Source organism: Herbaspirillum sp. Her2 (assembly GCF_057961375.1).
In genome coordinates this window covers 1,531,582-1,549,362 of sequence record NZ_CM176331.1, presented here as the reverse complement: position 1 = coordinate 1,549,362, position 17,781 = coordinate 1,531,582, and the positions used below count along the sequence as shown (strand labels likewise).

The 17,781-nt window shown below is 63.7% G+C and carries 14 protein-coding genes; 8 read left to right on the top strand and 6 right to left on the bottom strand.

Annotated features, from left to right (window positions below):
* Window positions 1-10 precede the first annotated feature (10 nt).
* Together ACWHXP_RS07075 and ACWHXP_RS07070 are read right to left on the bottom strand one after the other, a co-directional pair.
* Window positions 11-1,171 (bottom strand): acyl-CoA dehydrogenase family protein, encoded by a 1,161-nt coding sequence (locus ACWHXP_RS07075; protein WP_121045654.1) that lies wholly within the window; start codon window positions 1,169-1,171, stop codon window positions 11-13.
* 147 nt (window positions 1,172-1,318) lie between these two features.
* Window positions 1,319-4,909, bottom strand: a complete 3,591-nt coding sequence (locus ACWHXP_RS07070; RefSeq protein WP_489635870.1) for an indolepyruvate ferredoxin oxidoreductase family protein — start codon at window positions 4,907-4,909, stop codon at window positions 1,319-1,321.
* A 563-nt stretch (window positions 4,910-5,472) separates the two neighbouring features.
* On the opposite strand from ACWHXP_RS07070, the gene ACWHXP_RS07065 reads away from it, so the two are divergent.
* Window positions 5,473-6,393: a GGDEF domain-containing protein gene (locus ACWHXP_RS07065; RefSeq protein WP_134136537.1), complete on the top strand. Its 921-nt coding sequence runs from the start codon at window positions 5,473-5,475 to the stop codon at window positions 6,391-6,393.
* A 92-nt stretch (window positions 6,394-6,485) separates the two neighbouring features.
* Entirely contained in the window at window positions 6,486-7,376 is an 891-nt protein-coding gene (locus ACWHXP_RS07060) for a PhzF family phenazine biosynthesis protein (protein ID WP_489634159.1), read from the top strand.
* Window positions 7,377-7,385: 9 nt separating this feature from the next.
* Here the strand turns inward: ACWHXP_RS07060 and ACWHXP_RS07055 are convergent, their stop codons facing one another.
* Window positions 7,386-8,309, bottom strand: coding sequence for a LysR family transcriptional regulator (locus ACWHXP_RS07055; protein ID WP_489634160.1), 924 nt, complete (start codon window positions 8,307-8,309; stop codon window positions 7,386-7,388).
* A gap of 142 nt (window positions 8,310-8,451) precedes the next feature.
* Between ACWHXP_RS07055 and ACWHXP_RS07050 the strand changes: the two genes are divergently transcribed.
* On the top strand, window positions 8,452-9,237 hold the full coding sequence (locus tag ACWHXP_RS07050) for an SDR family NAD(P)-dependent oxidoreductase (RefSeq protein ID WP_489622991.1): 786 nt from the start codon (window positions 8,452-8,454) through the stop codon (window positions 9,235-9,237).
* Between the two features lie 66 nt (window positions 9,238-9,303).
* Here ACWHXP_RS07050 and ACWHXP_RS07045 read toward each other — a convergent pair whose 3' ends face one another.
* Entirely contained in the window at window positions 9,304-9,552 is a 249-nt protein-coding gene (locus tag ACWHXP_RS07045; protein ID WP_489622992.1) for a hypothetical protein, read from the bottom strand.
* 215 nt (window positions 9,553-9,767) lie between these two features.
* On the opposite strand from ACWHXP_RS07045, the gene ACWHXP_RS07040 reads away from it, so the two are divergent.
* The 5 genes from ACWHXP_RS07040 to ACWHXP_RS07020 all read left to right on the top strand — a co-directional run bounded on the left by ACWHXP_RS07040 (window position 9,768) and on the right by ACWHXP_RS07020 (window position 15,828).
* On the top strand, window positions 9,768-10,547 hold the full coding sequence (locus tag ACWHXP_RS07040) for a substrate-binding periplasmic protein (protein ID WP_240733717.1): 780 nt from the start codon (window positions 9,768-9,770) through the stop codon (window positions 10,545-10,547).
* Complete coding sequence (locus ACWHXP_RS07035; RefSeq protein ID WP_489634161.1) at window positions 10,544-13,648, top strand: bifunctional diguanylate cyclase/phosphodiesterase; 3,105 nt, start codon at window positions 10,544-10,546, stop codon at window positions 13,646-13,648. Before ACWHXP_RS07040 ends, ACWHXP_RS07035 begins: the two co-directional genes overlap by 4 nt.
* Window positions 13,649-13,660: 12 nt before the next feature.
* Window positions 13,661-14,368: a glutathione S-transferase N-terminal domain-containing protein gene (locus ACWHXP_RS07030; RefSeq protein ID WP_039787184.1), complete on the top strand. Its 708-nt coding sequence runs from the start codon at window positions 13,661-13,663 to the stop codon at window positions 14,366-14,368.
* A gap of 110 nt (window positions 14,369-14,478) precedes the next feature.
* On the top strand, window positions 14,479-15,609 hold the full coding sequence (locus ACWHXP_RS07025) for a CE1 family esterase (RefSeq protein WP_489622994.1): 1,131 nt from the start codon (window positions 14,479-14,481) through the stop codon (window positions 15,607-15,609).
* 63 nt (window positions 15,610-15,672) lie between these two features.
* On the top strand, window positions 15,673-15,828 hold the full coding sequence (locus ACWHXP_RS07020) for a hypothetical protein (RefSeq protein ID WP_166675069.1): 156 nt from the start codon (window positions 15,673-15,675) through the stop codon (window positions 15,826-15,828).
* 103 nt (window positions 15,829-15,931) lie between these two features.
* Here the strand turns inward: ACWHXP_RS07020 and ACWHXP_RS07015 are convergent, their stop codons facing one another.
* Window positions 15,932-16,345, bottom strand: coding sequence for a YXWGXW repeat-containing protein (locus tag ACWHXP_RS07015; RefSeq protein ID WP_371925459.1), 414 nt, complete (start codon window positions 16,343-16,345; stop codon window positions 15,932-15,934).
* 90 nt (window positions 16,346-16,435) lie between these two features.
* Window positions 16,436-17,701, bottom strand: a complete 1,266-nt coding sequence (gene alaC, locus ACWHXP_RS07010) for an alanine transaminase (protein WP_034331604.1) — start codon at window positions 17,699-17,701, stop codon at window positions 16,436-16,438.
* Window positions 17,702-17,781: the final 80 nt, after the last annotated feature.

Sequence of the window (17,781 nt, the reverse complement as noted above, 5' to 3'; positions counted from 1 at the left end):
TTGTGAGGGGTCAGCGGATGTCGTCCAGCGTGTCGCGGCCGAGCAGGTTGCGCGAGATGATGACGCGCATGATTTCATTGGTGCCTTCCAGGATCTGATGCACCCGCACGTCGCGGAAATAGCGTTCCAGCGGATATTCGCGGATGTAGCCATAGCCGCCATGCAATTGCAGCGCCTCATTGCAGACGCGGAAGCCCAGATCGGTCGCCAGCCGCTTGGCCATGGCGCAATAGGTGGTGGCTTCGGGCGAGCCGGCATCCAGCTTGGCCGCCGCCAGCCGCACCATCTGGCGCGCGGCCACCAGTTCGGTCTGCATGTCGGCCAACTTGAATTGCAGCGCCTGGAAGTCGGCAATCGGACGGCCGAACTGCTTGCGTTCCTTCATGTAGGCGTGGGCCGCATCCAGCGCTGCCTGCGCCGCACCGACCGAGCAAGTGGCGATGTTGATGCGCCCGCCATCGAGCCCCTTCATGGCGAAGACGAAGCCCTCGCCCTCCTCGCCCAGCAGGTTGCCCACCGGCACCTTGACGTTGTCGAAGCTGATGGTGCGCGTGGGCTGGCTGTTCCAGCCCATCTTGCTTTCCTTCTTGCCGTAGCTGATGCCGGGGGTATCGCCCGGCACCGCGATGGCCGAGACGCCGCGCGCGCCGGGGCCGCCGGTGCGCGCCATCACCACCAGCAGGTCGGTGCTGCCCGCGCCCGAGATGAAGGCCTTGGAACCATTGATGAGATAAAAGTCATCGACCCGGCGCGCCGTGGTCTTGAGCGATGCAGCATCCGATCCCGAGCCCGGCTCGGTGAGGCAGTAGGAGCCGATCTTCTGGCCGGCGGCCAGTTGCTCGCACCATTCTTCCTTCAGTTCGGCATGGCCCCAGGTGGCCACCATCCAGCTGACCATGTTGTGGATGGTGAGATAGGCTGCCGTCGAGGTACAGGCGCGCGCCAGCTCCTCGAAGACCACCGTGGCATCCAGGCGCGAGAGGCCCAGGCCGCCCACCTCTTCCGGGGTGTAGAGGCCGCAGAAGCCCAGTTCGCCGGCCTTGGCGATCACGTCCAGCGGGAAGTGCGCCTCCTCGTCCCACTTGGCGGCGAAGGGGGCCATGGCGCGCGCAGCGAAATCGCGCGCGCTTTGCTGGAAGGCCAGTTGGTCTTCGTTGAGTTCAAAATCCATGCTTGTCTCCTGTTCGTTGTTCTTGCCAGGCAATGCGGGTTGGGCGCTTGGCTTCCCGCTTTGCGCCCAAGCTTAATGGAATTCGCGCCGGACAGTTGTCACCGGCGCGACATTGGCCGATCTCGATGCCGAAGCGGTCAGGGCCGGTCAGGCTGCGGCCGGCGTTGCACTCGGGGCGGCAGGCTTCTTGCCTGCCTGCGCAAACGCTGCCAGCAATTCCGCCTGCCGCCCCTGCATGGCCTGTACCGCCTGCTCCTTGACATGACCGAAGCCGCGCACCTGTTCCGGCAACTGCGCCAGGGCGATGGCCTCGGCCAGGTTGTCCGCCGTCAACGCGGGCAGCAACTGCAGCACCATCTGGCGATATTGCACGATGAGCGCACGCTCCATGCGCCGTTCTGCGGTACGCCCGAAGAAATCGAAGACACCGCCGCGCAGCCCCTTGCAGCGCGCCAGCAGCTTGAAGGCCGTCATCATCCAGCTGCCATAGCGCGCCTTCACCAATCGCCCCTGTCCATCCTTGCGCGCAAAGATCGGCGGTGCCAGGTTGAAGCTGAGGGTGAAATCGCCCTCGAACTGCTGCGCCAGGTCCTTCTGGAACTGGCCGTTGGTGTAGAGCCGCGCCACCTCGTATTCATCCTTGTAAGCCATCAGGCGCGAGAGGCTGCGGGCGACGGCCAGGGTCAGCTTGTCGCTGCCCAGCGGCGCTTCGGCGCCACGCACGGCCGCAACCACTTCGGCGAATTGGGCGGCGTAGGAGGCATCCTGATACCCGGTCAGCAAGGCCACCCGGCGCTTGATCAGTTGGTCCAGCGACTGCGGCAGGTGTACCACCACCGGCTGGGCCGGCACCGCGATCTGCTCCACGCGGCGCAGGTCGACTGCGGCACGGCGGCCCCAGCGGAAGGCGGTCTGGTTGGCCTCGACCGCCACGCCATTGAGTTCAATCGCACGCAGCAGCGCGGCCTCGCTCAAGGGCAGTTCACCGCGCTGCCAGGCATAGCCCAGCATGAAGAGATTGGTGGCGATGGCGTCGCCCATCAGGGCCGTGGCCAGGCGTGTGGCATCGATGAAGTCGGCCTGCTGGTCGACCGATTCCAGGATCAGCGCCTTGATCTCCTCGAACGGAAATTGCCAGTCAGGATTTTTGGCGAACTGGCCCGGCGGCTGCTGGTGCAGGTTGACCACCGCCCGCGTGCGGCCGGGGCGCATCTTGGAAATGGCATCGAAAGCGCCCGCCGTGAGCATGTCGCAACCCAGCACCAGGTCAGCTTCCCCGGTGGCGATGCGCTGCGCGCGGATGGTGTCGCGCCGTGCAGCGATGCGCACGTGCGAGGTCACGGAACCGTTCTTCTGCGACATGCCGGTCATGTCCAGCACCGACGCGCCCTTGCCTTCCAGATGCGCGGCCATGCCCATGAGTGCGCCGATGGTGATGACCCCGGTACCGCCGATGCCGTTGATGAGGATGTTGAACGGCGTCTCGCAAGACGGGATGGCCGGTTCGGGCAGCGCGCCGAAATCGTCAGTCGCGCCTTTCTTGTGGACGCCGGTACGCGACTTCTTCAACTGCCCGCCGGTCACGGTGACGAAGCTGGGGCAGAAGCCCTTCACGCAGGAGTAATCCTTGTTGCAGGAAGACTGGTCGATGACGCGCTTGCGGCCCAGCTCCGTCTCCAGCGGCAGGATCGAAGTGCAGTTGGACTGCACGCCGCAATCGCCGCAACCCTCGCACACGGCCGCATTGATGAAGAGCCGTTCGTTGGGGTCAGGGAATTCTCCCTTCTTGCGGCGGCGGCGCTTTTCGGCGGCGCAGGTCTGGTCGTAGATGATGACGCTCACCCCCGGAATCTCGCGCAGCTCGCGCTGCACGGCATCCATCTCCTTGCGGTCATGCAGGCTCACCGCCGCCGGCAAACCGTTGCGGCCGGTGTAACGGCTGATGTCCTCCGACACCAGCGCGATGCGCTGCACGCCTTCAGCGGCCATCTGCTGCGCGATCATCGGCACCGAGACTGTCCCGTCCACCGGCTGTCCTCCGGTCATGGCCACGGCATCGTTGTACAGGATCTTGTAGGTCATGTTGACCCGCGCGGCCACGGCGGCGCGAATGGCGAGATAACCCGAATGGAAATAGGTGCCATCGCCCAGGTTGGCAAATACGTGCGGCACTTTGGAGAAGGGCGCTTGCCCGATCCAGGGCGCACCCTCGCCGCCCATGTGGGTGGTCAGCTTGTTGAATTCCGGATAGATGGCGGTGGCCATGACGTGACAGCCGATCCCGGCCAGCGCGAAGCTGCCCTCGGGCACGCGCGTGGAGGTGTTGTGCGGACAGCCCGAGCAATAGTAAGCCGGGCGCGGCGGCGTGTTGACGGCCTTGGTCAGCACCGCATCCTTGGCATCGAGGAAGGCCAGGCGCGCCTTGATCAGGTCACTGGTATGGAAGCGCGCAATGCGTGCGGCGATCACGCGGGCGATCTGCGCCACAGAGAAATCGGCCTTGGAAGTCAGCAGCCATTCGCCGCGCGGAGCCACCCATTCGCCCTTCTCGTCGAACTTGCCGATCACGCGCGGACGGACATCGTCGCGCCAGTTGTAAAGTTGCTCCTTCAACTGGTACTCCACCATCTGGCGCTTTTCTTCCACCACCAGGATTTCATCGAGGCCCTGCGCGAATTCGCGCACGCCATCCGGCTCCAGCGGCCAGGGCATGGAGACCTTGAACAGCCGCAATCCGATCTCGGCTGCGAAGGCTTCATCGATGCCCAGTTCCGATAAAGCTTCCAGCACATCGAGATAGGACTTGCCCGAGGCGATGATGCCCAGCCGCGCACGGGGGCTGTCGATCATCACGCGGTTGAGCCGGTTGGCGCGGGCGTAGGCCAGCGCGGCGTAGATCTTGTAATCCTGCATCAGCGCTTCCTGCTTGCGCGCCTGTACGCCCAGGGTATCGGTCGACAGCCGTGCATTGAGTCCGCCCGCAGGCATGACGAAATCGGTCGGCAGACGGATGTCGACGCGGAAAGGATCGGCATCCACCGAAGCGCTCGATTCCACCGTGTCGGCCAGCGCCTTGAAGCCCACTACGCAACCGGAATAACGCGACATGGCCCAGCCATGCAGGCCCAGGTCCAGGTATTCCTGCACGTTGCAGGGATAGAGCATCGGAATCATCGATGCCGAGAAGATGTGGTCGGACTGGTGCGGCAGGGTCGACGAATAGGCCCCATGATCGTCCCCGGCCACCAGCAGCACGCCGCCCTGGGCGGAGGTGCCGGCGTGGTTCATGTGCTTGAGCACATCGCCGCAGCGGTCCACGCCGGGGCCCTTGCCATACCACATGGCATAGACGCCGTCATAGTCGGACGGGCCGATCAGCCTGACCTGCTGCGTGCCCCAGACGGCAGTAGCAGCCATGTCTTCGTTCACGCCCGGCTGGAACTTCACGCGGTGCGCGGCCAGGTGCGCCTGGGCATGCCAGAGGGCTTCATCCAGTCCGCCCAGGGGCGAGCCGCGATAGCCCGAAATGAAACCGGCCGTATTCAGGCCCGCCGCACGGTCGCGGATCTGCTGCAGCATCGGCAGACGCACCAACGCCTGGATGCCGGAGAGGTAGATGGCACCTTCGGTGGCGGTGTATTTGTCGTCCAGACTGACAGGGGCCAGTCCGGAAGTGTCTGAAACTGGTCCGGTACGGTTACCTGTCCGGTCAGTCAAGTGTGCGGTGACGGTATGCAAGCCGTCTGTCGCGGGGGTGCCGGGTGTCTGGTCGAGGACCGGCGAGTGAGCGCTCACTGGGGTCACAGCCTGTGCGCAGTCGCGAACGCCTTCTACGGTTGGCGTCGCCGCTGCGGCAGGCTCAGCTGCCGAACGAAATTGCATTGCTTGTCTCCAAAATTTTTGTTTCAGATAGCGTCTGCCATTACTGCACCGGGTACGGCACATCACTGCCAGACACATCGACCGTGGTAGCGGTCCACACAACAATCTCCGTCTCGAAAACTGCTGTGACTGAAGTCTATCCGCAGGAGCGGGGAAGGCGGAAATACCGAATGAGGATAGGGGTATAAGGAAAAACGATAGCCCTGCACACATGGCGCGCGTCGACTTCCTGCGATTGCCCTGCAGAAACTTGAGTGGACAGCTGCACGCTTGAGCGCATTTTTTCATCGTCCTGACAGCAAGACGCGTTATGCTTGCCGGCAAATTTTTTGTGCTGCCTTGTGGCAGCATTTCCCGACAACAACTCCGTTACCACCACCTCGCGACCAGGAATCATGAGCAACTCGATCCAAGAACAGATGGAACCCGACAGCGCCGTCTACAAAACCCTGCTGGAATCAACCAAGGCGATTCCCTGGAAGATCGACTGGAGCACCATGCAATTCGCCTACATCGGCCCGCAGATCGAACAGCTGCTGGGCTGGACCCCGGAGAGCTGGAAGACGGCCGATGACTGGGCCATGCGCATCCATGCGGAAGACCGCGAGGCCGTGGTCAACTTCTGCATCTCGCAATCCAAGGCCGGTGCCGATCACGAAGCCGACTACCGCGCCCTGACCCGCGATGGTGAGCACATCTGGATCCGCGATGTGGTGCACGTGGTGCGCAATCCCGATGGCAGCCCCAATGCGCTGATCGGCTTCATGTTCGACATCACCGAACGCAAGAAGACCGAAGCGCGCCTGGTCGAGCTGCAAAAGGAACTGGAGGCGCTGTCCTATCGCGACGGCCTGACCAACGTGGCCAATCGCCGCATGTTCGATTCGGCGCTGGAAGTGGAATGGGCCAATGCGGTCAACACGCGTGCGCCGCTGTCGATGATCATGCTCGACATCGATTACTTCAAGCAGTACAACGACCATTACGGCCACATCCGGGGGGACGAGTGCCTCAGGCAAGTAGCCCAGCTGCTGAGCCAGAGCGCGACCCGCAGCCGCGATTTCTTTGCCCGCTATGGCGGCGAGGAATTCGTGCTGATCCTGCCGGATTGCGACGAGAAGGCCGCCCTGCAAGTGGCCCAGCGCTGCCGCGCGATCATCAACGAGGCCGCCATCCCGCACGCCAAGTCGCAGATCTCGACCCACGTCACCATCAGCCAGGGCGTGACCACCATCGTGCCTTCGCCGATGGACCAGCGCATCGCCTTCCTGGAACAGGCCGACCGCCGCCTGTATCGCGCCAAACAGTTGGGCCGTGACTGTATTGGCGTGGGAGACTGAACTGTACCTGTCTCGCAGTGAAGGCCGTGGCTACAATCGGCCTTCCTGCTTCTGCCGATGCGGAAGTTTTATGAACCTGCTGCGAGACCTCCATGCCTGCCACCTACGCCTATCGCCTGCTCAACGTCTTCGCCGAATCCACCTTCGGCGGCAATCCCCTGTGCGTGTTCGAGGATGCACGCGGCCTGGATGAGGCCACCATGCTGGCGCTGGCCCTGCAATTCAATCTCTCGGAAACCACCTTCATCCTGCCCTCGGCGGTGGCCGATGCGCGGGTGCGCATCTTCACCACCGGCTACGAGATGCCCTTCGCGGGCCATCCCACGCTGGGCACGGCGCAGGTGGTGCGTGATCTGCTGGGAACGGGTGACTCGCTGCGCCTGGAGTTCAAGGCCGGCGTGGTTCCGGTGCATGCCCAAGGGGATGTCTGGACCTTCACCGCCCCCTGCCCCGGCGGCCCGCGCACCGCGCCATCGCCGCTTTCGCGTGCCGAAGTGGCCGCCCTGCTGGCGCTGGAGGAAAGCGACCTGGCAGCCGATCCGATATGGGTCGATACCGGCGCCGACCAGTTCCTGATCCCCCTGCGTTCGCCCGCAGCGGTGCGCCGTGCCCGGCCCGACAGCGGGCTGCTGGAGCGCTGGCCGGTGAGCAGTCTGGGACGCAAGACGGCCTATGTGTTCGCCTTCGATGAAGACGCACCAGGCCAGGTGCTGGCCCGCTATTTCTTCACCAAGCAAGGCGGCGGAGTGGCCGAAGATCCGGGCACCGGCTCGGCCTGCGCCAATCTGGGCGGCTGGCTCATTGCCACCGGTGCCACCCTGCCCGCCCACTACGCCATCGACCAGGGCGCGGCGGTCGATCGACCCTCGCGGCTGCGCCTGACCGTCAATGCGGATGGGGCAATCCAGGTCGGCGGACGCGTCATCGAGATCGGACGCGGCACGGTCACCATCGATCCGGCCGGACAGACCATGCTGGCCTGAGCGGGCAGCTCAGCTTGTGAGGCCGCCCTCCTGCGTGAGCGGAAAGATCAGCGCATGCAGCCAGTCCATGAACTCCGCCAGCCGTGCCGGTACATGGCGCCGGCTGGCGTAAAGCAGGTTGATCGGCATGGGCGCCGGACGATATTGCGACAACACTTCCACCAGCTTGCCGCCGTCGAGCATCTTGCGTTTCTGCGCGCCCACCAGCGGCAGCTGGATCAGGCCCAGGCCGGCCTGGCAAGCGGCGTAATAGGTCTCCGTACTGTTGACCGTGACGCTGCCGGCCATGGGCAGCATACGGGTCTGGGTGCCGTCGAACCACTCCCATCCCGGTGAACGTCCGCCCAGCACCTGGCGGTAGTGCACCAGTTGGTGATGGGCCAGATCCTCCAGGGTGCGCGGTGTGCCGTGCCGTTTCAGGTAGGCCGCGCTGGCGCAGTTGATCTGCACCAGATGGCCGATGGGCCGCGCCACCAGCGAGGAATCGTCCAGCGTGCCGGTACGCAGCACGCAATCAAATCCTTCAGCCACCAGATCGACACGACGATCGCTGGCTGACAGCTCGATCTCCAGTTGCGGATGCTGCGCCAAAAAAGTCGGCAAGGCCGGCAGCACCACTTCACGCGCCATGGCACTGGACATGTCGACCCGTAGCTTGCCGCTCAAGGGCTGCCCGCCCGCGCGGAACATGCCGCGCAGGGATTCGAATTCATCCAGCAACTCCTGGCTGCGCCGGTAGAAGGCTTCGCCATCGGCGGTCAGCTGCACGCGCCGCGTGGTGCGCTGGAGCAGGCGCGTGCCCAGCATCTGTTCCAGCTGCTGCACCGCCAGCGAGACGCTGGCATTGGGCAGGCCGAGCTGGCGCGCCGCACCGCTGAAACTGGCCAGTTCGGCCACGCGCTGGAAGATCTTGAGGGTGTCCAACTGGTTCATGTGCCCGCCTGATTATTATTCAATTCTGAAAAGTCTAATAGTAAATCCGAAATTTATTCTGGAATTTCTTCTCAATATACTGGGCTCCGTGGTCTTGCAACATCCCCTGCATTGCTTTCCTCAACGACTTCAGGAGCCTCACATGAACGCAGCAACCGCTTCCAGCAACACTACTCCCCGCATCGCCCTGATCACCGGCGGCAGCCGCGGCCTGGGCAAGAACGCCGCCCTGCACCTGGCCCGCGAAGGCGTGGGTATCCTCCTGACATATGTCGGCAACCGTACTGCTGCCGATGCCACGGTGTCAGAAATCGAAGCCCTGGGTGTACCGGCGGTGGCCCTGCAACTGGACTTGGCCGACAGCGCAAGTGTGCCGGCCTTCGCACAACAAGTGTCCGATGCACTGTACCGGGTGTGGCAGGTCCGCCAATTCAACTATCTGGTCAACAACGGCGGCATGGGCATCTATGGCCCGATCGCCGAGACCAGCGAAGCGGACTTCGATGCGCTCTACAAGGTGCATCTCAAGGGGCCGTTCTTCCTGACCCAGGCGCTCCTGCCGCTGCTGGCCGATGGTGGCCGCATCATCAACATTTCCAGCGGGCTGGCCCGCTTCACCCTGCCGGGCTATGCGGCCTATGCCGCCATGAAGGGCGGCGTGGAAGTGATGACGCGCTACATGGCCAAGGAATTCGGCGCGCGTGGCATCGCCGTCAACACCGTGGCACCGGGCGCCATCGAGACCGATTTCGGCGGTGGCCGCGTACGTGACAATGCCGAACTGAACGCTTTCATCGCCGGCCAGACCGCGCTGGGCCGGGTCGGCGTGCCGGATGACATCGGCGCGGCAATCGCTTCACTGCTGCGTGAGAACAATGGCTGGATCAACGCCCAGCGCGTAGAGGTCTCGGGCGGCATGTTCATCTGAACGGAACAATGCTTCAAGCGATGTCCCTGTCATCCCGACATCAGACATCGTGATCTCCCGAAATCCTCACAGACAGACCGGTGTTTCCATGGCGGAAACTCCGGTTTTTTTGTGCATGACACCCGGCTTTCCTGTCAGCTCATCCATGCCTTTCTGCACTCCCGTGCACATGGCGCGCGGCCGCATCCAGCCTGCCGCAGCAGCGGCGGATGCATTCTGTTGCGCAATGGAATCTGCTCGGGTAACATCGCTCGGCATTTGGTGCAGTGCCGTTTCTGCTGGCGTCTCCAGCATGTCAGCAGAGCTGGTGATCACACCACCGTCTCCACGGACGGCAGAGTCAAAACTACAGGACAGGACACCGCTCTCATGCGGTGATTTCAGGGAAGGACGACACGGCAGTGCGTCGGGCGCGAGATCGCGAAGTTCGCGCCACGCTCGTATTGCTTCGTCCATAGGGTGGCGTCTACATAGGGGGCAGTATTTTCAGTCGACTCTTTCGCAATCGCGCAGTGCGTGCCTGTGCGAATGTGGCCACACTTTTCACTGCCCTGCTGGCTTGTTCCCCTTCCCACGCTGCCGGTCCCGATTGCTCGCGTCCCTATACGCTGGCGCTGCACGATCACGGCCTGCTCTACTCGGCGGCCACCGATACCGGCATCGACAAGGATTTCGCCGATGAGCTGATCCGCCGCAGCGGCTGCAAGGTCAATGTCAGCCTGATGTCGCGTGCGCGCATCTGGCAGCTGATCGAATCGGGGGCACTCGATTTCAGCCTGTCCGGCATTACCAATCCGGAACGCGACAAGTTCGCCGCCTTCGCCTGGTACTTCAGCAACAAGTACTACCTGCTGGTGCGCAAGGATGCCGGCATCACTCAGCTGGCCGACGTCGCGCGCAATGATCGTTTCCAGCTCGGCGTCATCCGCGGCTTCCGCTACAGCAGCAATGCCAACCGCATGGTGGACCAGCTTACGGCTGCCAATCGCGTTACCCTGGCCGGTGGCCTGGAACCGCTTTATGAAGCGCTGCTGCAGAACCGCATCCAGGGCATGATCATGGAGCCCTTCGATTACCCGGTCGTGGAAGAGAAACGCATTCGCGAGGCCACCACCATCATCAGCTTCGAGGATCCTTCCGTACCGCACGGTCTGATCATGTCGCGCAAGGCGCTTGCGCCGGCCGAGCTGGACAAGTGGCGCGCCCTGGTCAACGGCATGCTGGCAGACGGCACGGTGCTGCGCATCTTCCGCAAGTACTTCAATCCTGAACTGGCGGCAGCCATGGTCGAATTCCAGAGCAAGCCGTGAACTGGATACGCCAGATCCTGCTCCCCGTCATCATCCTGGCCACAGGATTGGGCGTCACCTGGACCGCATGGGACCACGAGCGCGAAGCCGCCGCCAAGGAAGTCCACACGCAGTTCGCCTCAGTGCTGCGCGAGACGGTCAGCCGCATCGAGCAGCGCATGGCGTCCTACGAACAGATGCTGCATGGGGTGCAGGGCCTGATCTCGGCCACCGGCAACATCGACCGCAACCAGTTCCGCGATTACGTTGACGCGCTCAACCTGGACGCCAATTTCTCCGGTATCCAGGCCATCGCCATCGAGGAATGGGTACCGGCTGCGCAGCTCGACGCGCATCTGGCCCGCATGGCGCGCCAGGGTATGGCCGATTACAAGATCCGTCCGAGCGGCAGCCGCACTGCCTATGCCCCGACCATCCTGCGCGAGCCCTATGTAGGCCGCAACCGCATCGCCTTCGGCAATGACCAGTGGGCCGATCCGGTGCGGCGCGCCGCCATGGAAAAGGCGCGCGACTCCGGCATGGCGACCGTCTCCGGCAAGATTGAACTGAGTACTGAAGGGCCGGCAGCACCCGCCTTCATGATGTACCTGCCGCTGTACGAGCGCAGCAAACCGCAGTCCACCATTGCCGAGCGCCGCGCCAGCCTGATCGGCTGGGTGCATGCCGTTTTTCGCATGAGCGACGTGATCGCCAGCCTGTATGGCGAAAACAGCCGCACCATTGCCTTCACCCTCTATGACGGCGTGACCCAGGAAGCGCAAGCCCTGCTCTACCAATCGCCGCTGGCCAGCGGACCGATGCATCGCCCGCGCCTGCAGGCCGATGAATACCTGGTGGTGGCCAACCACAACTGGACGCTCTCCATGAGCACCACCGATGCCTTCACCGCCCAGTTCGGGCGCAATGCCGAGCAGCTCATCGCCGTCACCGGCATCGCCATGAGCGTTACGCTGGCGCTGCTGGCCTGGCTCATGATGTCCAGCCGCAAGCGCGCGGTACGCCTGGCGCAGAAGATGACCGTCGAGCTGCGCGCCAGCGAAGAGCAGTTCCGCGCCATCGCCGATTGCACCGTCAACTGGGAAGTCTGGTGGGGCCTGGATGGCCGTCCGCGCTGGATCAATCACGCGGTGCGCGACTACACCGGCTATACCGTGGAGGAATGCCTCTCCATGCCGGACTTCATCGGCAGCATCGTCCATCCGGATGACGAGCGCCGCATCCGCGCCGAACTGGCGCGCTGCATGGATGGCCAGAAGCGCGAAGACGTGGAATTCCGCTGCGTACGCAAGGATGGCACGGTGTTCTGGCTCTCGCTGTCGTCGGCCCCGATTGCCGATGCTCAGGGCAGCTTCACGGGCTTCCGCACCAGCGCGCGCGACATTACCGACCGCAAGCAGATTGAAGCCGAACTGCGCATCTCGGCGGTGGCCTTCGATTCGCGCGAAGGCATGCTCATCACCGACGCCAACAGCAAGATCCTGCGCGTGAACAAGGCCTTCACGGAGATCACCGGCTATACCGCCGAGGAAATCGTCGGCAAGCACCCCAACCTGCTGCGCTCGGACCGCCACGGGCCGGCCTTCTTCCAGGAGATGCGCGAGAGTGTCCGGCGCTTCGGCAAGTGGCAGGGCGAAATCTGGGACCGCCGCAAGAACGGCGAGGTCTACCCCGAATGGCTGACCATCTCCGCCGTCAAGAACAAGGACAACCAGGTCACCCACTACGTCAGCACGCATCACGACATCAGCGACCGCAAGCTGGCCGAGGAACGCATTCGTGAGCTGGCCTTCTTCGATGCCCTGACCCGCCTGCCCAACCGCACCCTGCTGCTGGACCGCCTCAAGCAGGCCATCGCGCTGTCGCTGCGCACGCGCACCTGCGGCGCCTTGCTGTTCATCGATCTGGATCACTTCAAGACGCTCAACGACACGGTCGGCCACGAAAAGGGCGACACCCTGTTGAAACAAGTGGCGCAGCGCCTGCTGGCCAATGTCCGTGAAAATGATACGGTGGCGCGCGTGGGGGGTGACGAATTCGTGGTGGTGCTGGAGGGGCTCAACGACACCCAGCAGGAAGCCGCGACCCAGACCCGCACCATCGGCGAGAAAATCCTGGCAGCACTGGGCCAAACCTACCAGCTCGACGAGGTGGAATACCGCACCACCGCCAGCATCGGCGCCACCGTCTTCCTGGGCCGTGCGGCCTCGGTGGATGAGCTCATGAAGCAGGCCGACCTGGCCATGTACAAGGCCAAGGAAACCGGCCGCAATGCGCTGCGCTTCTTCGATCCCGCCATGCAGACGGCCGTGCTGGAACGCGCCACGCTGGAAGCCGGCCTGCGCAAGGCCATCGAGGGCAACCAGCTGCTGCTGCATTACCAGCCGCAGGTGGTCGAAGGCGGCCGCGTCACGGGTGCCGAAGTGCTGGTGCGCTGGCAGCATCCGCAGCGCGGTATGGTGCCACCGGGCGACTTCATTCCGCTGGCCGAAGAAACCGGGCTGATCCTGTCACTGGGCAACTGGGTGCTGGAGACCGCCTGCACGCAGCTGGCCACCTGGGCCAAGCGGCCGCACATGGCCGAGCTCAGCATCGCCGTGAACGTCAGCGCGCCGCAATTGCGCGAGCATGATTTCGTGCAGACCGTGCTGGACATCATCGACCGTACCGGTGCCAATCCGCGCCGCCTGAAACTGGAGCTGACCGAGAGCCTGCTGGTGGACAACGTCGAAGACATCATCCAGAAGATGTTTGCCTTGAAGGCTTACGGCGTGGAGTTTTCGCTGGATGACTTCGGTACCGGTTACTCGTCCCTGTCCTACCTCAAGCGGCTGCCGCTGAATCAGCTTAAAATCGACCAGTCTTTCGTGCGCGATGTCCTGATCGATCCCAACGACGCCTCGATAGCCAAGACCATCGTCAACCTGGCGCAGAGCCTGGGGCTGGGGGTGATCGCCGAGGGCGTGGAAACCGATGCCCAGCGCTCCTTCCTTGCCGATGCCGGCTGCCACGCCTACCAGGGCTACTACTTCTGCCGGCCGGTGACGGTCGAGGCCTTCGAAAAATTCGCTCAGGACCGCGATCTCCACATATCCGTTGCCTAGGAGTCCGATCTCATGAGTCACGCTTTGTCCGCCTTCGCCATCAATCAAAAATGGCCGGCGCAACATCCCGACCGCATCCAGCTGTATTCGCTGCCCACGCCCAATGGCGTGAAGGTCTCGATCATGCTGGAAGAAACCGGCCTGCCCTACGAAGCTCACCTGGTCAGCTTCGAGACCAATGACCAGCTGTCGCCGGAATTCCTGTCGCTCAATCCGAACAACAAGATCCCCGCCATCATCGACCCCAACGGTCCCAATGGTGCGCCGCTGCCGCTGTTCGAATCGGGCGCCATCCTGCTCTATCTGGCCGAGAAGACCGGCCAGTTCCTGCCGGCCGATCCCGCTGCGCGCTATCAGGTGATCCAGTGGGTGATGTTCCAGATGGGCGGCGTCGGTCCGATGTTCGGCCAGCTCGGCTTCTTCCACCGCTTTGCCGGCAAGGAATACGAAGACAAGCGTCCGCGCGACCGCTACGTCAACGAATCCAAACGCCTGCTGGGCGTGATGGACAAGCGCCTGAGCCAGAGCCAGTGGCTGGCTGGCGATGCGTATTCCATCGCCGATATCGCCACCTTCCCGTGGATCCGCAATCTGATCGGCTTCTACGAAGCGGCCGAGCTGGTCGGCTTCCAGGACTTCCCCCATGTGGCCCGTGCGCTGGAAGCCTTCGTGGCCCGTCCGGCCGTGGTGCGCGGTCTCAACATCCCGGCGCGCGGCTGACCGGCCCTACGTTGATGGCCAGGTCCGAGGCGCAGGGTGTAAATCGCTTTGCGCCACCGTGGCCTGCACGTTAACATGGCGTCCATTCCCGCGACCGCATCCTGCCTGCCATGACGAACCGCTTTCCGTCTCGCCCACCTGATCGCGCCCGCCGCTTGCGCCGCCACTTGCTGGCAGCGCTGTGCGCACTGTGCGCACAGCCGCTGCTGGCCAGCCTGCCGGCACAGGCGATCGATCTTTCCTTGAAGACGATCCGCGTCGGCAATCTCTCACGCGCCTATTTTTCCGAACGCAATGCCGTCGGTGAACCGCAGCCGCTGATCGTCGCACTGCACGCCAGCGGTTCCAGCGGCTCGCTGATGGCGCGCGCTACCGGACTGACCGAGATTGCCGAGGCGGCGGGCTACATGATCGTTTACCCCAACGGCACCGGGCTGGCCATCGACGCCCGTACCTGGAATTCCGGCGGATGCTGCGGTTACGCGCAGATGCACAAGGTGGATGATGTGGCCTTCCTCCGCGCCCTGATCGACAAGCTGGTCAAGGATGGGCTGGCCGATCCGCAGCGCATCTACCTGGTGGGCGTGTCCAATGGCGGCATGATGGCCTATCGCATGGCCGCCGAAGCGCCTGAACTGTTCAAGGCAGTGGCGGTGGTCAGCGCGGTGCTGGATGTGCCGCCCGAGGCCGTCAAAGCCCCCATGCCGCTGCTGCACATCCATGGCAGCGATGATCCCTTCATTCCCTTCCTGGGCGGCATCGGCAAGCAGGAAGTCTCGCAGTTGCCGCGCATCTCGGTGGCGCGCAGCATCGAAGCCTTCGTCAAGGCCGATGGTGCCAACCCGCGCCCGACGGTCACTGACATTCCCGATACCGCCAACGATGGCACCACCATCCGCCAGTACACCTATGCCAGCAAGAGCGACCCGCAGGCCGTGGTGCTCTACGAGGTCAAGGGGGGTGGCCACGCCTGGCCGGGTGGCGTAGTGCCCATCGTCAATGGCGGCAAGTCTTCGCAGAACCTCGATACCTCGCGCACCGTCATCAACTTCTTCAATGCCCACGGCGGTGGCCGCCAGAACGAGCAGGTCGATGAAAACCTGCCACCGGGAGCAACGCCGCTGCCCGCCGCCGCGCCTGCGACCACGGTCACGCCGACGGGCGCTGCTCCGGCCAAGCCTCCTGTGCCGGCTGCCCCGGCACCGACACGGCCCGGCATGAAGGGCCTGTCGCCCGGCTGATGCGCCATCGCAGGTCAAACCGCACTATCATAGGCCCCAGCGTTCAACCCTCCCGCCAAGACAATGAAAAGACTCCTGACCAGCATCCTGATCGCCATCGTCCTGTATTTCCTGCTGCCGTGGATCGGCAAGCTGATTCCGCACTACCGCCTGGCGGTCATCTGCATTACGGCGGGCATCGTTTCCTTTGCGGTCTCGGCGCTGATGGAAAAGATCTGATCCCGTCCGCCTCAGCGCAACCCGCCAACGACAACGGCCGCAACGTTTTCACGTTGCGGCCGTTTCGTTTCATCACTTCAATTCAAATCAAAACCGGCGAGCTTCAGCACTCACCCTTGCGCGCATGGCCCGGCGGGCAGTCGCGCCCGCGTCCCGGACCACGGTGGTCGTCATCGCCATCATCATGACGCGGACCCCTTCCCGGCGGCGGACCACCGCGCCAGCCACCGCGATCCAGTTCCCAGCCGCGCGGTCCCTGGCGCCAGACCGGCTGCGCATAGACGTAGCCGGGACGCTCGCGCACCCAGTGGCCTTCGCGCCAGATGTGGCGGTAGCCATCCCAATCCCAGAAGCCGGGCGCCCAGACATAGCCATGGCGCGGGGGTGGCAGCGGTTCAGCGCGCGGCGGCGGCGGTGCGCCGATGTTGATGTTCACGGAGACTTGCGCTTGGGCAACCGGCAGCACGGCTGCCGACGCGCCCAGCGCGATGAGGCTGGCGAATATTATTTTTTTCATCATATAGAACAGTCAGGGGGTGAAGAATGTTGTATGACACACGCCAGGCCGATGCAGTTCCAGCCTTTACACCGGCCCGGCGCGCGGCCTTCAGCCGCCCTTGGCGTTCTTGAACATGGTCTTGATGCCACGGATGGCCTGGCGGATGCGCGATTCATTCTCGATCAGGGCAAAGCGCACGTACTCGTCGCCATATTCACCAAAACCGATGCCGGGCGAGACGCAGACCTTGGCCTGTTCCAGCAGGATGCGCGAGAATTCGAGCGAACCGAACTGGCGATACGGTTCCGGGATGCGCGCCCAGATGTACATCGAGGCCTTGGGCACATCGACCATCCAGCCCGCCTCATGCAGGCCCTTGACCAGCACGTTGCGGCGTTTTTCGTAATTGGCGCGGATCTCCTCCACGCAGGACTGGTCGCCTTCCAGCGCCGCAATGGCTGCCACCTGCACCGGGGTGAAGCTGCCATAGTCGTGATAGCTCTTGATGCGCGCCAGCGCCGCCACCAGGCGCGCATTGCCGACCATGAAGCCGATGCGCCAGCCGGCCATGTTGTAGCTCTTGGAGAGCGTGAAGAATTCCACCGCGACCTCCCGCGCACCCGGCACCTGCATGATGGACGGCGCTTTCCAGCCATCGAAGGTGATGTCGGCATAGGCCAGGTCATGCACCACCAGGATCTGGTGTTCGCGCGCCAGCTTGACCACCCGCTCGAAGAATTCCAGCTCCACGCATTGCGCGGTCGGATTGGAGGGAAAGCCCAGGATCATCATCTTGGGCTTGGGATAGCTCTCCCGCACCGCGCGTTCGAGTTCATCGAAGAAATCCACGCCCGGGCTCATGCGCACCGAGCGAATGTTGGCACCGGCAATCACCGCACCATAGATGTGGATGGGGTAGCTGGGATTGGGCACCAGCACGGTATCGCCCTTGTCGAGGGTGGCCAGCATCAGGTGCGCCAGGCCTTCCTTGGAACCGATGGTGACGATGGCTTCGCTGTCGGGATCGAAGTCGACTTCGTAGCGGCTGCGATACCAGTGCGCAATCGCCCGGCGCAGGCGCGGGATGCCCTTGGAGGAGGAATAACCGTGGGTATCGGGCCGCTGCGCCACTTCCACCAGCTTCTCGACGATGTGCGGCGGCGTGGGGCCATCGGGATTGCCCATCGACATGTCGATGATGTCCTCGCCCCGGCGACGCGCGGCCATCTTGAGTTCGGCAGTGATGTTGAAGACGTAGGGCGGCAGGCGTTCGATGCGCGGGAAGCTCACCGGGAAGGCGTCCGGGGAAGTAGCAGGAGAAGAGGATACTGCAGGCGTGCGCGAGGGATCGCGCGAATCGGCGGATTGCGTCATGGGTGTCTTTCACGTCAGCGCCCGGAACCGTCCGAGCGACGTTGGAACCAATGTTCCGTTGCCGATTTTATGCGCGAAGC